The 14,085-nt window shown below is 30.4% G+C and carries 17 protein-coding genes and 2 pseudogenes; 5 read left to right on the top strand and 14 right to left on the bottom strand.

What is annotated here, in order from left to right:
* Window positions 1–27 precede the first annotated feature (27 nt).
* A pseudogene (locus tag SAMSHR1132_RS14240) lies at window positions 28–108 on the bottom strand (hypothetical protein); the annotation flags it as partial.
* A 138-nt stretch (window positions 109–246) separates the two neighbouring features.
* Here SAMSHR1132_RS14240 and SAMSHR1132_RS09395 point away from each other — a divergent pair.
* Window positions 247–1,626 (top strand): aldehyde dehydrogenase, encoded by a 1,380-nt coding sequence (locus SAMSHR1132_RS09395; protein ID WP_001084326.1) that lies wholly within the window; start codon window positions 247–249, stop codon window positions 1,624–1,626.
* A gap of 115 nt (window positions 1,627–1,741) precedes the next feature.
* Here the strand turns inward: SAMSHR1132_RS09395 and pglS are convergent, their stop codons facing one another.
* Window positions 1,742–2,770 carry a 6-phosphogluconolactonase gene (gene pglS / locus SAMSHR1132_RS09400; RefSeq protein ID WP_000191860.1) on the bottom strand — a complete coding sequence of 343 codons (1,029 nt, stop codon included), beginning with the start codon at window positions 2,768–2,770 and terminating at the stop codon, window positions 1,742–1,744.
* Window positions 2,771–3,103: 333 nt separating this feature from the next.
* Between pglS and SAMSHR1132_RS09405 the strand changes: the two genes are divergently transcribed.
* Window positions 3,104–3,505: a YolD-like family protein gene (locus SAMSHR1132_RS09405; protein WP_000205102.1), complete on the top strand. Its 402-nt coding sequence runs from the start codon at window positions 3,104–3,106 to the stop codon at window positions 3,503–3,505.
* Between the two features lie 52 nt (window positions 3,506–3,557).
* Here the strand turns inward: SAMSHR1132_RS09405 and SAMSHR1132_RS09410 are convergent, their stop codons facing one another.
* Complete coding sequence (locus tag SAMSHR1132_RS09410) at window positions 3,558–3,731, bottom strand: hypothetical protein (protein ID WP_000267034.1); 174 nt, start codon at window positions 3,729–3,731, stop codon at window positions 3,558–3,560.
* A gap of 450 nt (window positions 3,732–4,181) precedes the next feature.
* Between SAMSHR1132_RS09410 and SAMSHR1132_RS09415 the strand changes: the two genes are divergently transcribed.
* Window positions 4,182–5,222: a C45 family autoproteolytic acyltransferase/hydolase gene (locus SAMSHR1132_RS09415; protein WP_001188065.1), complete on the top strand. Its 1,041-nt coding sequence runs from the start codon at window positions 4,182–4,184 to the stop codon at window positions 5,220–5,222.
* Between the two features lie 56 nt (window positions 5,223–5,278).
* Here the strand turns inward: SAMSHR1132_RS09415 and SAMSHR1132_RS09420 are convergent, their stop codons facing one another.
* From SAMSHR1132_RS09420 to SAMSHR1132_RS09430, 3 genes are all read right to left on the bottom strand, one after another.
* On the bottom strand, window positions 5,279–6,121 hold the full coding sequence (locus SAMSHR1132_RS09420; RefSeq protein WP_000732303.1) for a DUF4097 family beta strand repeat-containing protein: 843 nt from the start codon (window positions 6,119–6,121) through the stop codon (window positions 5,279–5,281).
* Window positions 6,118–6,675, bottom strand: coding sequence for an HAAS signaling domain-containing protein (locus SAMSHR1132_RS09425; protein ID WP_001033969.1), 558 nt, complete (start codon window positions 6,673–6,675; stop codon window positions 6,118–6,120). The genes SAMSHR1132_RS09420 and SAMSHR1132_RS09425 overlap by 4 nt, the downstream gene beginning before the upstream one ends.
* Before the next feature lie 61 nt (window positions 6,676–6,736).
* Window positions 6,737–7,222, bottom strand: a complete 486-nt coding sequence (locus tag SAMSHR1132_RS09430; RefSeq protein WP_001222555.1) for a hypothetical protein — start codon at window positions 7,220–7,222, stop codon at window positions 6,737–6,739.
* A gap of 159 nt (window positions 7,223–7,381) precedes the next feature.
* Between SAMSHR1132_RS09430 and SAMSHR1132_RS09435 the strand changes: the two genes are divergently transcribed.
* Window positions 7,382–7,945, top strand: a complete 564-nt coding sequence (locus SAMSHR1132_RS09435) for a thioredoxin family protein (RefSeq protein ID WP_000182845.1) — start codon at window positions 7,382–7,384, stop codon at window positions 7,943–7,945.
* Window positions 7,946–8,011: 66 nt separating this feature from the next.
* Here SAMSHR1132_RS09435 and pmtD read toward each other — a convergent pair whose 3' ends face one another.
* From pmtD to SAMSHR1132_RS09470, 7 genes are all read right to left on the bottom strand, one after another.
* Entirely contained in the window at window positions 8,012–8,752 is a 741-nt protein-coding gene (gene pmtD / locus SAMSHR1132_RS09440) for a phenol-soluble modulin export ABC transporter permease subunit PmtD (RefSeq protein WP_001221655.1), read from the bottom strand.
* On the bottom strand, window positions 8,752–9,624 hold the full coding sequence (gene pmtC, locus SAMSHR1132_RS09445; protein ID WP_000763042.1) for a phenol-soluble modulin export ABC transporter ATP-binding protein PmtC: 873 nt from the start codon (window positions 9,622–9,624) through the stop codon (window positions 8,752–8,754). The genes pmtD and pmtC overlap by 1 nt, the downstream gene beginning before the upstream one ends.
* A gap of 20 nt (window positions 9,625–9,644) precedes the next feature.
* Window positions 9,645–10,301: a phenol-soluble modulin export ABC transporter permease subunit PmtB gene (pmtB, locus tag SAMSHR1132_RS09450; RefSeq protein ID WP_000645723.1), complete on the bottom strand. Its 657-nt coding sequence runs from the start codon at window positions 10,299–10,301 to the stop codon at window positions 9,645–9,647.
* Window positions 10,302–11,198 (bottom strand): phenol-soluble modulin export ABC transporter ATP-binding protein PmtA, encoded by an 897-nt coding sequence (pmtA, locus tag SAMSHR1132_RS09455; protein WP_000991312.1) that lies wholly within the window; start codon window positions 11,196–11,198, stop codon window positions 10,302–10,304.
* Window positions 11,195–11,575 (bottom strand): PSM export ABC transporter transcriptional regulator PmtR, encoded by a 381-nt coding sequence (pmtR, locus tag SAMSHR1132_RS09460; RefSeq protein WP_000691588.1) that lies wholly within the window; start codon window positions 11,573–11,575, stop codon window positions 11,195–11,197. Before pmtR ends, pmtA begins: the two co-directional genes overlap by 4 nt.
* Before the next feature lie 256 nt (window positions 11,576–11,831).
* Complete coding sequence (locus SAMSHR1132_RS09465; protein WP_000681974.1) at window positions 11,832–12,008, bottom strand: SE1626 family protein; 177 nt, start codon at window positions 12,006–12,008, stop codon at window positions 11,832–11,834.
* Between the two features lie 242 nt (window positions 12,009–12,250).
* Complete coding sequence (locus SAMSHR1132_RS09470; RefSeq protein WP_000990055.1) at window positions 12,251–12,349, bottom strand: Trp-rich small protein; 99 nt, start codon at window positions 12,347–12,349, stop codon at window positions 12,251–12,253.
* Window positions 12,350–12,548: 199 nt separating this feature from the next.
* Between SAMSHR1132_RS09470 and SAMSHR1132_RS09475 the strand changes: the two genes are divergently transcribed.
* Window positions 12,549–13,835, top strand: coding sequence for an aminotransferase class I/II-fold pyridoxal phosphate-dependent enzyme (locus SAMSHR1132_RS09475; protein ID WP_001068549.1), 1,287 nt, complete (start codon window positions 12,549–12,551; stop codon window positions 13,833–13,835).
* A gap of 105 nt (window positions 13,836–13,940) precedes the next feature.
* Here SAMSHR1132_RS09475 and SAMSHR1132_RS13845 read toward each other — a convergent pair.
* Window positions 13,941–14,066 (bottom strand): annotated as a pseudogene (locus tag SAMSHR1132_RS13845) (IS3 family transposase); the annotation flags it as partial.
* Window positions 14,067–14,085 lie beyond the last annotated feature (19 nt).

Genomic DNA, 14,085 nt, shown 5'->3' on the forward strand with positions numbered 1-14,085 from the left:
GTGTAACTTTATTTCGATATGCTTATACCTTTTGAAACTATATTTACAACGCCGAGTATAAATTTTTGTTTTCTCTATACCTTTTTCGTTATGATTAAAGTTATAAATATATTTAAAACTGACTCATCACATTTTATTTAACATGAACAATATATTATTAAGCTGACACTTAAATTTTTAAAATACGCTGTAAAAAAGCTATTTGTCATCTTTTCAAAAATAAATCATAAGGAGGTTCTTATCAATATGAATAGTATCGAGCAATTATTTTACAATAATAAAGCCTTTTTCAATACACAACAGACAAAAGATGTTAATTTTCGTAAACAACAGTTAAAAAAATTAAGTAAAGCCATCAAATCATATGAACAAGATATTTTAGAAGCATTATTTCAAGATTTGGGTAAAAACAAAGTTGAAGCATACGCCACAGAAATCGGTATTACTTTAAAAAGTATCAAAAATGCACGTAAAGAACTTAAAAATTGGACTAAAACTAAAAACGTAGACACACCCTTATATTTATTTCCAACCAAAAGTTATATCAAAAAAGAACCTTATGGAACAGTACTAATTATTGCGCCTTTCAACTACCCTTTCCAATTAGTATTCGAACCACTTATCGGAGCAATTGCTGCTGGAAATACCGCTATCATTAAACCATCTGAATTAACGCCAAATGTTGCCAACGTTATAAAGCGTTTAATCAATGATACATTTGATGCAAATTACATTGAAGTTATTGAAGGTGGGATTGAAGAAACACAAACTTTAATTCATTTACCATTTGACTATATCTTCTTTACAGGAAGTGAAAACGTAGGTAAAGTAGTTTATCAAGCTGCTAGCCAAAATTTAGTGCCAGTAACATTAGAAATGGGTGGAAAATCTCCTGTTATTGTTGATCAAACAGCCAATATTAAAGTTGCAAGTGAGCGAATTTGTTTTGGTAAATTTACAAATGCAGGACAAACATGTGTCGCACCAGATTATATTTTAGTCCATGAATCTGTGAAAGATGACTTAATAACAGCCCTATCCAAAACATTGCGCGAATTTTATGGTCAAAATATTCAACAAAGTCCAGATTATGGTCGCATTGTAAATCTAAAACATTATCATCGTCTTACTACCTTACTTAATGATGCGCAAATGAATATCGTATTTGGTGGTCATAGCGATGAAGATACACGCTATATTGAGCCGACACTGTTAGATAATATCACTAGTGATGCTGCAATTATGCAAGAAGAAATATTCGGTCCAATCTTACCGATTTTAACGTATCAATCATTTGATGAAGCTATTAATTTTATACAACAGAGACCTAAACCTTTAAGTTTATATTTATTTAGTGAAGATGAAAATGCAACACAACGTGTATTAAATGAGTTATCGTTTGGCGGTGGTGCTATTAATGATACATTAATGCAATTAGCAAATCCTAATTTACCATTTGGTGGTGTTGGTACATCAGGTATGGGACGTTATCATGGTAAATATTCATTCGATACCTTTACTCATGAAAAAAGTTACATTTTCAAATCTACTCGATTAGAATCAGGGCTACATTTACCACCGTATAAAGGTAAATTCAAATACATTAAAGCTTTCTTTAAGAATTAGTCAATAAAATTAAAACAAACCATGCTTCCCTACTATGATGTCTTGAAAATATTATTTTACAAGATACATTCTATTAGTTCGGAAACATGGTTTCTTTCTTATTATCTATTAATAGTTAAAATATAACACATACACCTTCAGGAGCTTTCTGACTACTATCACATCGCGTAATTTCACCAGTCTCTTTATTTCTTTCAAACACAGTAACGACTGAATCTCCTTGTTCATGTGCACAAACTAGAAACTTATCTGATGATGTAATATTAAAGTCTCTTGGGAATTCTCCGCCACTTTCTGTAATCGTCACTAATTCTAAGTGTTGACCATTTTCAAGTACTTTAAAAATTGCAATACTATCATGTCCTCTATTTGATACATACAAGAATTGTTGATCATGGGACAGTCTTACTGCTGCCAGTTTAGTATCTCCAGCAAAGTCTTCAGGAATTGTTAAATGACGTTCAATCTCTTCAAATTTGCCATCATTATACTTAGTCACACTGACAGTATTTGATAATTCATGCACAACGTATGCATATTTTCCATTATTATGAAATTCAATATGTCTTGTTCCATCACTGTCTTTAAATTGAGATTGGCTACAAAATTCAAAGCCATTTTCATCGAATGTATAAGTAACAATCCTATCTGCACCTAAATCCGTTACAGCAACATACTTACCATCTGGCGTTTGACTAATATAATGGGCATGTGGTCGGTCTTGTCTGTCATGTGAACCAGTTTGAAAATCATGTGCAAGTTCTTGAATCAAGCGTACGATTTCACCCGTATATGTGTCTAATTCATATATGCGTATAATTCCAGCGCCGTATACCGCTTCAAATAAGTATTGTTTATCATTTGAAAGTGATACATAACAACCTGTTCCAGCTGTTGAAGATAAACATTTGTTTAACAAACTTAATTTGCCATTTTCATCTATTTTCAAGCTTGCAACACCACATTGCTCACCTTCTTTAGTGATTCCATATAAAAAATGGTTATTACGTACTAAATATGTAGATGCTTCTAATTCAAATCCTGTTTCTAATAAATCTATACGTGACTGGTCTTCATTTAAATCAAAACGATAAATTCCTTTGCCGTTCTTTTTAGTATATGAACCAATATATCCTTGTGTCATAGCTTTAACCCCTCCATGTTAGTCTTACATCTATTTTATTAAATTTTAGCGCGAATTAACAATCATTTATCATGTACACACTTATAAAAACATCAACGAATTATATCCAATACTGAGAATTTTAGTTTAAGCTTTGGATTGTTAGCTAAAAGTCATATTAATAAAAATTATTAAAAACCTTTTAACGACTCAATAAATTCGCCGTCAGATATCTCATTTTATAAAGCATCATTCGCTAAATTCAGAGTAAATTTTATTATCTCTATTCATTTTTTTATTGCAAAATAGAACGTATGTTCGTATAATGTAATTATTAGATTGAGGTGAGTAAATATGACAAGTTATGAAGAGGAAACTGATTATCGCAATATTCCACTTGAATTATTAGATAACAATATACCTATGGGAAGAGGCATGATAAAATGGGCACCTTTTGCAACATTACCTGAACAGTTCGAAACAATTCAGCGATATATTATCGATCAGAATAAAATCACACGTCCCATATTATCAGATGATCAATTGACTGAATTAAATATCCGATTACATGAAGCATTACAATATGCGCAACCCGTAGAAATTAAATTTTATAATAATGGCTTTATTGATTCTCTCCGTTTAATCATTTATCGAATTGATGCTATAAATTATGAAATCGAAGGTCATATTTATAAATCACAACAACGCCAAAAACTTTCTGTGTTTGATATTTTAGATATTGTCTCTTTATCTTAATTTTTCTCAAAAAAAGGCAAGAACAATCAATATTGTTCTCGCCTCAGTATTATTAATTATTTTTACTTTCAATATCAGAAATAATTTCTTTAGTCTTTCTTTCGATATCTTCAAAATCTTTCTTGAAGATATATGCAAAAGCTACCACACCAACACCAGCAACTAGCGTTGTAATAGCAACCAAGCTAAATACGAATTTAAATACACATTTAATAAAATTCCACATCTCAATTTCACCTCTGTTAAATTAAATACCTGTCTACAGTTCATTATACTATCATATATAGAATAATCATTAAATATATACCCACTTTTCCGAAAGATACTCGTCAAATTATATAGCGAGCAAGTTAATGATTATTTCAAAAAATGTCGAGGATTCTCTAAATCATCGCGACATGACCTTAAATGCTAATGTTAACAATGACCTTTTCGTGAGTGCTAACTTAAGATTAATATTTATGATAAGATGATTTTAAGCTTTTAACTTAATATCCCCACCATCTATAAAAATATGTTTTAACTGATTGATAAGTTTTATACACTGAGAAATCACCTCAAAAAATGTTATATTTCATTTAGTAAAATATAACTTTATTTAGCATGACATTCAATATACATACGATTACTATTTATTTACAATATATTACAATAAAAAAGAAAGAGGAATGATGACATGCAACAAGTGACATCAGATATTATGACTTTTAGAGGTTCTCATTTCGATTTAGGTGTTGAAACTGCCAAATGGCTCCTTCAAACACCCCTGCTAAAAAATCGCGAAAAAGAATGGAAAAAACGTGTCCCACGTTTTGACATAGATGTAAATGAAACATATCAAATTTTCCAAACTTATGCTCCACAAATATGGGAAGAATTAATGGGACTGCAAAGTATACTTAAAATACCAACACGGCAAATTATACTAAACTTTGGCCATTACCGTTTTACCGATTTAAAAGAAAGTGGATGTACTGTCTTTCAAGGTAAGGACTTTATGGTTAGAAATTACGATTACCATCCTGCTACATACGATGGTCGCTATTTGTTATATCAACCTACCGATAGAGGATTAGCTCAAATTGGACCTGTATCAAGAGTCACAGGAAGAATGGATGGCATGAATGAGGCAGGATTAACTATGGGCTATAACTTCATGCATCGAAAGCATCCTGCAAATGGTTTTGTATGTTATATGATAGGTCGTTTAATTCTTGAAAACTGCCACGATGTGACGGAGGCAGTACATTTATTGAAAGACATTCCACATAGAAGCTCATTTAGTTATATACTGATGGACAAATCATTAAATCATGCCATTGTTGAAGTAACTCCGCGATCAATAGATATCCGTTACGATAATACATGTACAAATCATTTTGAAATACTCACACATGAAAATCGCAACTACACAAAAGAATCCAAAGAGAGATTAGCACGTACCATTTCACAAACTAATGAAAACTTAGATATGGATACGGTATTTGAGTTATTCAATCACCCCAAGTATGAAATTTATAGTAAATTATTCAAAAGTTGGTCAGGTACCATTCATACATCTATGTATCATCCTGAAACATTGACTGCCTACTTCGCTCTAGGTGAAAATACAACACCAGAAATTATAGATTTCAAATCATGGTTAGCTGGTCAAGAACTTAATATCACACATTTCACCGGTAAGATTGATACTGAATTAACATTTGCTAACAAATAAAAAGACACCGATATTAGAAAGTTAGTGTTTTCTAATATCGGTGCATATTCAAACTTTTAATCAATTCTAATATTTCCATCAATCGTATAAAACTCTAAAACATTATCGCTCTTGCCTACTTTTCCATTCGTAAACACTTTGTTCTTTACGACACTATTTCCAGTCCCAGGATTTAACTTTAATATCGTATCTTGAGGTTGCTTACCATACTTAAAATGAATATCTCCTTCTTTTGTCGAAGCTTTTGCGTCAACTTTTGATGGCATCTTTTCAAAATCAATATCACCATTATCATTTAAAAATATAGAATTGCTAATATGACTATTTTCAACCCTTAGCATTCCAATACTCACTTTAATATTACTATTATTTATATTGCTATCTCTTATATATGTAGGACTATTATTAGTCTTTGAATCAAGCGAGTCAATATGCGTATTAGTAATAGATACTTCACCATTAATACTTTGTATATTAGTATTATCTAAATTAACGCCTTTAATCTTAACACCGCCAGCTCCAGATATAATGTTCAAACGTTTAATCATTTTGTCCGGCATTTCAAGAGTTAATGTTTTCTTATTTTCGTGAAATGGATTCATGTCAATAGCGTAACCTCTTGTCTTTGACCTTTTGTCACTAATTTTCAATGTCTTATCATCTACATCAATTAATACATCATTGTCACCCTCATATTTAACCCTAAATTGCTTTCCATGTTTAATACGAAGTTCAGTACTATCTAAATTAATAGCTACGCGATTAAAAGCGTTATCCTTAAATGTTTTATCGTATTGTTTGGTACCGTATTTATTCTTATCATACGTAAACCAGATAATGGTTGCTGCAGTGAAAAACACCACAAACACAATAAGACCAATAAAAAAGAGTTTTTTCATTTTCTAACGCTTCCTTTAACGGTTTTAATATACCAAAGTAAATATTTTAAGATTAAACGGTAGATGTATTCTAAAATTTTAAATATAACAATGATACAAACTAATCCTAATCCTGAATATGATATTGCAAAAAACACATTACTAATCGAATCAACAATACCTCTAGATATCGCTGAAGCTAATAAAATAATAGGACAAAATAGTAACAACAACGAAATTAAAAATAAAGCTAATATAAATAAACCAACAATTGAAACCGGAATAAGAATTACAAAAATAGATAAAATGCCCAAACTTAGCGATGCTGCAACTGCTCTTGAAATATTTTCGAACGTTGGCTTTGACTCAGCGTAATCTATAACACTTCTTGCCTTCGTCTCAGTCGCAACATCTTGAGGATCTTTTAATTTCCTTAATATTTCTTCTTCATCAACACCATTAAGCTCTTGTTCATAGAAGTATCGTTCATACTCATACATTTTTTGATCGCGTAAATGTCTAGGTAACGCATCAAGTGCCGTCTCTAATTCATTTAAATAAGTAATCTTGTTCATATAGGTCACTCATCCTGATTAAATTATTCATTATCATTCTATACAACCTTAAGCCTATAAATTATTTACTAAAAAATTCAATACGCTTAATTTCTTGATCTTGATATAGTAAGTTTAATTTCAAATGATGGTCTCTATCAATATATTTTACTGATTCAAAATCATTACCAACATTTGATTTTTTATAACCAAATCCAAGATTATCGATTGCATCATTGATTGGGGAATCTATTGAGCCATCAAAGTTTGTTGATACTTTTTCATCTTTCACTAATATTATTCCCTTTACTACATTGTCCTTTTCTCTGACTTTAACAGTGAAATCAGGGTGTGCTTTGCTGTTATAAAATTTAAAACGGTCAATTTTGATTTTTTTATTCACTTCATAACCTTTACTATTAAACTTTTCATTTAATTTAACATTATTGATTTCAACAGCAGATAAATCTACAGTTTTCGTATGGCGATATTGATATAAACCAATTAATACACCAATAGAACAAATTAAAAATAAAGCAAATACAACCCATCGATTTTGAATACGCACTGATGTCACCCTTTCTTAATTCTTATTTAAATATAGCACAAGGTGCTTTCTGTTTCATCCTTAACAAAAATTAACATAGAATTTGCAATTAATTTATTTCATTACCTTTTATTAGCATAACTTGGTATAATGTTATAAATGCTAAAGGAGGTTTTTACAATGACAAATTTAGAAACTTATTTCAAAAATAGCCAGCCCTTAAATGAATACATCGAAGGAATGAAAACGAACAAAGATAATGTTCTTAACATTTATCAATCATTTGAATTACCAGAAAATGATTCACGCATCAACAAAATAAAAGAGATGAATTATTCTAAAGTATTAGTAATTACTGAAGACTGGTGTGGAGATGCAATGATGAATCTTCCAATTTTAAAACACATCAGTGAAGCATTAAACCTAGAAGTACGTGTATTCCATAGAGATGACGATACAAAATTAATCGATCAATACTTAACAAATGGAAAATCTCGTGCAATCCCTATTTTTGTTTTCTTAAATGATCAATTCGAACAAGAAACAGTTTGGGGACCAAGAGCAAATGAAGTCCAAAAATTTGTAACTGATGTTCGTGCCGATAAATTACCGAGCAAAGATCATCCAGACTATGCAGATTTAGAAAAAGAAACGCATTTAGTCATTTCAAATCGTTACAAAACAGATTCATCATTTTGGAAAGCCATTTATAATTCCATCCTAAATAAATTAGAAAATAAATAAAAAATATATAAAGACAAATTTTGAGGTTGGGAAGTTATTAAATTCCCAACCTCAAAATTATTTTTATTAAATGTCTTTTTTAGCGGCATATAAGATATTCAAAATGAAGAATATTACTATAGAACCTAATGAAATTACCCATTGCCAATTGCTAAAATCAAAGTTAGAGCTAATCATTATATCAGTTAAGTAAGCAAAAGGAATATAATCAAAAGCATCTAATATTTTATCACCGTATCTTGGAATCAATCTAATGAAAGGTTTAATAAACGGTACAATGAGCACTAAAAATACACCTAATGAAAATATCATTGCTGTTTTTTGTGATGCAAGTGTGATTAAGAATAAAAACAAGCCAAAGAATAATAAAAAGATTAGGAAGAACCATAAGTTATCTAGATATTTAGAAAACGCCAAATTCTTCCCATTACTAGATGCCTGCACAACAATCAAAATCGCATAATGAATTAATGCAAATAATATTGAAATTAAAATAATTGAAATTGTCTTCGAAATAATGTATCCAACGCGTGTTTTAACTTTACTCATATAAAGTTGAATTGTACCTTGTGAAAAATCACGCGTAATTGTCTTAACAACAAACATTAATCCAATTATTAACAATAACCATTTTGCTGCAGCAAATACAGATTCATAGACAATAATATGTTTCGGGTTATCCAAAGCATTTGCCATAAGTATACTTTGCGTTGCAATCAAACCAGATACGACTAGTATCGCTAAATATGTTAAAGGACTTTTTAAAATACTATAAAAATCATACTTAACTAAATTTAAGATTCTCATTATTTATCACCTCTTTGGTTAATATTGAAGTACGTATCACGTAATGAACTTTTACGTGTTTCAATATATTTCGGATAAATATCTAATTCAGATAATGCTTTAAGTATAGATTGATAATTTTTTTGTGCATTAATCATTAAATGTCCGTCTGCTTTGTCGACATTTTGTAGTTGGAAATGCTCTGCAAGATATTTTTCAGTTCTATCAAAGTCTTTATGATCAACAGTAACTATCGTTGTGTCAGATGCAACACCTTCCTCCATGTTAACATCTTGAACAAAATGTCCATCTCTCAGAAATACTGCTCTATCACAAATTAATTCAATATCTTCTAATTTATGACTAGAAATTAAAATTCTCATATCAAGTTCATTAACTAGAGACTTAATTGTAGTTAGTACATCGATTGAGCCATCTGGATCCATACCATTTGTAGGCTCATCCAAGATTAAAAATTTAGGTTTATTCATTAAAGATACTGCAATCGCTAACTTTTGCTTCATCCCCATTGAATATTTCTTAACTTTCTTTTTAATATAAGGTCGCATACCAAATGCATCTATAATTTTATCTGTGTATGCTTTATCAAAACCATTACCTAATACTTGTGCAAATAATTTCAAGTTATACAATCCTGATTTATTATCATATAATTTAGGGTGCTCAATTAAAAAACCGATATTATCTGCATTATCAATATCTACTTTTCCATCAAACTTAATAATATTACCATTCATTACTTTCATAACTGTTGTTTTACCAACACCATTTTTTCCTATTAATCCGACAATTCTACTATCGCCAAAATCAAAATCAATATCATTTAAAACGATGTTAGAGCCGTATTTTTTTGTAATATGTTCTAATTTCATCGACTGCCTCCTTTAAAAATTCAAACGTTTATTTTCTTGAGCTGTTTAAAATAATTGACAATAAGTACAACAATGCTTACAAATAGAAAACCAATATTTAATAAATATGAGTATAAATCTGGAAACGCTGATTGTTTTAAAACAAAATAATTTACTAATACGATAGCTATTGAAAATAAAAATGGTACTAAAATGATAACAGTAAAAACATATATGCCATAATGTACTCTTACTCTACGCAATTCCGTAAATCGACTGAACGCAATTGGTATAGATAAAAAGTTAGATATGACAAACGCATATGCTGTTGAAAAATAAATTGAATTTGGTTCAATCACTTCTGCTTGATATGCATATAAACTAATGACTAAAGTACCAATTAAAGTTAAAACAATACATGTAATATAGTTAGCATCCAATAATTGCTTCTTTGAAACTGGTAAACTCATATAAAAATAATAAGAATCATTGCCACCTAGTCTACGATTTAACCTAAATAAGTGACCAGCATCTAAAATCCAAATAACGAAAATTATTGCACTTACAAAAGATTGTAATAGATTAAAGAACTTTATTGATTCTAATGTTAGATATATAGGATAACAAATCAATAGTAAAACATAAATGATAAGTGTATATCGACGCAATTTAAAGTTCCTAATTAACAATGCCTTCATTTAAATACCCTCTTCCATCAACTTGATGTTTTCATGATATTTTGGTTTTCTCTTTTCAAGATAAACCATTAAATTCTCAATAGAAGGTGTTGTGATATTCACTTTATGCCCCAATATTTCTTTAAACACTTGTGCATATTCCGTTAATCCTATAAACCCTGTACGCTTATGTTCTTCAAAAATAAGTAAAGATGCTAATTCTTCGTCTATATCTGCGATATCACCACTCACAATTTGAAATCTTTGTAACAATTCGTCTTTCGAACCATTTAAAACAATTTCACCATCACTTAAGTGAATGATATAGTCTGCTATTTTTTCTAAATCTGAAATAATGTGCGTTGACATGAAAACTGTTTTATTCTCATCTATTAATTCTTTTTGAATAATATCCAGAAGTTCATTTCTTGCTAAAGGATCGAGACCAGAAGTCGGTTCATCAAAAATATATAGCTCAGCATGATGCGAAAAAGCTACTGCTAATGATAATTTCATCTTCATACCGGTTGAAAAACTTTTTATTGGTTTATTAATTGGTAAGTCGAATTTTTCAAGATAAAACTCAAAAATTTGATGATCCCATTTACAATAAAAAGACCTAACCATTTTTTCAAATTGTTTTGCAGTCCATCGCTCATTAAAATAATTTTCAGCGTAAACAAAACCAATTTTATTCTTAATTTCGATAGGATTACGAGCCATATCATCTTCGAAAACTCTAATCTCACCTGATAAAGGTTCATACAAATCCATGATCAACCTAATTAATGTCGTTTTACCAGCACCATTTCTACCAATAAAGCCTGTAACAAATCCTCGAGGAACATTAAATGAAATATTTTTAAGTTGAAATTGATCATACTCATATGTGACATTTTTAACTTCTATTGCATTCATGACGATTCCTCCTCATAAATAAAAGTTAAAATTTCTTGAAGTTCCTCAAGTGGCATTTCAATGGCTTGCGCTTCGTTAACTAATTCTTTAACTAAATTTTCAATAGTAAAAAATTGTTTTTCTTTAAGAATGGCACTATCTTGTTCTTTAACAAATGTTCCCTTACCTCTAATAGTAGTAACAAATCCATCTTTCTCTAAATCTTCATAAGCACGCTTAGTAGTGATTAAACTGACTTGCAAATCTTTTGCGAGTTCTCTCATCGATGGTAAATGCTCACCAGGAGCAACATGACCTTTTAAAATATTTTGTTTAACTTGCTGCTTAATCTGTTCATAAATCGGGAAATCACTACTATTTTTCAAAATTATTTTCATCAATGTCCCCCTTCCGCAATCTGTATATATACAATATACACAATATGCACAGTTTTGTAAATATACACAACTTACTATCATACTGGTTCCTGTATAAAACGATGATTTTAATTGTTAGCGCATTGTCTCGTTTTGCAACTGCTTTTCGCTACTCCAAACTAATTCCCCTAAAATGAAAAAAAGACTGTCAGAACGAAGCTTCTAATGCATGATAAATTTCAATCGCATATAAGCAGGCGTTTTAAACAGTCTACTACTATTCGTTGTTTTTACGTCGATCATTACTTCTACTAATAAAGGCACAAACCATGAACATAATCGCAGCTAATAATAATTTAATGCCTTGGCTTTCATGATTCGTGGCTTGTAAATAATAACCTATAATAAATAATATAATTGCTAATATAACAAATACTTTTGTTAGATGCTTCATCCTCATTCACCTCAACACCGACATTATAACAAATATATCAATGATTAATAATGAAAACCTCACCTTTATTTTATAAGTAATACATATTCCCAATAAAATATTGCAACAAATCAATTCTTTCAAAATGATTTTTGATTGCGGTATATTGTGTTCAATGATATTATTTAACTGTATCCACAGAATTATACTACACAACCCCAAGTCTGGTACCAGCAGACTCGGGGTTTTTTATGTGTGTAAGATCATTTTTTATTTTTCCATTTCAATTCTAACCAAAGTCGAAAAATAATAAGTAAGCCACCTGTAATTAGTGTCATCATCCCATCTTGCCACCACATCATTACACTACACCTCCATTCGACTAAAGTATCATACTGATGGATGACCTATACATATTCTAACATAAAAATAGAACATGTGTTCGTATTTTGGTGGTGAATTTTACATATTATTCGTTTGTTCAACAACAACGCTTTATCTTTGGTATAATTGAAGATAATATATAGGCATACAATTTTTTTAAAGAGAGGTTAAGCAATAATGAATCCTTTAGCCCAAAGCTTAAATGAACAACTTCAACAGTCAAACGCAACTGCACTTTCAATGTTATCTAATTTAGGTCAAAATATGTTTTATCCAAAAGGTATTTTATCTCAATCTGCCGAAGCAAAAAGTACAAAGTATAATGCAACAATTGGAATGGCGACAAATAAGCACGGGAAAATGTTCGCGCCATCATTAGAGGCTATGTTTAATGATTTAACGCCTGATGAAATATTCCCTTATGCACCACCTCAAGGCGTAGAAGAGCTACGTGATTTATGGCAACAAAAAATGTTACGTGACAATCCTGAACTTTCAATTGAAAATATGTCACGTCCTATTGTTACGAACGCACTAACTCATGGTTTGTCTTTAGTTGGCGATTTATTTGTAAACCAAGGCGATACCATTTTGTTACCAGAACATAATTGGGGCAACTATAAACTTGTGTTTAATACAAGAAACGGTGCCGACATTCAAACATACCCTATCTTTAATGAAGAAGGTCACTATACAACTGAATCACTTGTAGAAACTTTACAATCATACAATAAAGATAAAGTCATTATGATTTTAAATTATCCAAATAATCCAACTGGTTATACACCTACACATGATGAAGTAACTACAATCGTTAATGCAATTAAAGCATTGGCTGACAAAGGTACAAAAGTTGTAGCTGTCGTCGATGATGCATATTATGGTCTTTTCTATGAAGATGTATATACGCAATCATTATTTACTGCTTTAACAAACTTAAAATCAAACGCAGTATTACCTGTTCGCTTAGATGGTGCAACAAAAGAATTTTTCGCATGGGGATTCCGTGTTGGATTTATGACATTTGGTACATCTGACCAAGTAACAAAAGATGTCCTAGAAGCGAAAGTAAAAGGACTTATTCGAAGCAATATCTCTAGTGGACCACTTCCAACACAAAGTGCCGTTAAGCATGTTTTAAAAAATAACGAGCAATTTGATAAAGAGATTGAACAAAATATCCAAACATTAAAAGCACGCTATGAAGTAACAAAAGAAGTCGTTTATGCTGATCAATATCGCTCTCATTGGCAAGCATACGACTTTAATTCAGGTTATTTTATGGCAATTAAAGTTCATGATGTAGATCCTGAAGAACTTCGTAAGCATTTAATTGAAAAATACTCAATTGGTGTCATTGCTTTAAATTCAACAGATATACGTATTGCATTTAGCTGTGTCGAAAAAGAAGACATACCTCACGTATTTGATGCAATTGCCAATGCGATTGATGATTTAAGATAACAAATTGAATTCGCATTACCATTTATTGGACTGATGGAAACGTTTTTGAACTGCAACCAGTCAAGTAGAAAATTAAATAATTAAAATTAATGGTTGATTTTGTTGTTAAACAGAATCAGCCATTTTTAATGTAATTCTTTCATGATTAAAGAAATGTATAAAATCATGAATTGTTTTTATAGCTTCTTCTACACTATTAAATTTAAAGTGCTTATTTCCCCTGAAAACTTCGCGTTGAGAATATATAGAA

It is taken from the genome of Staphylococcus argenteus, assembly GCF_000236925.1.
In the GTDB taxonomy this organism is placed as follows: domain Bacteria; phylum Bacillota; class Bacilli; order Staphylococcales; family Staphylococcaceae; genus Staphylococcus; species Staphylococcus argenteus.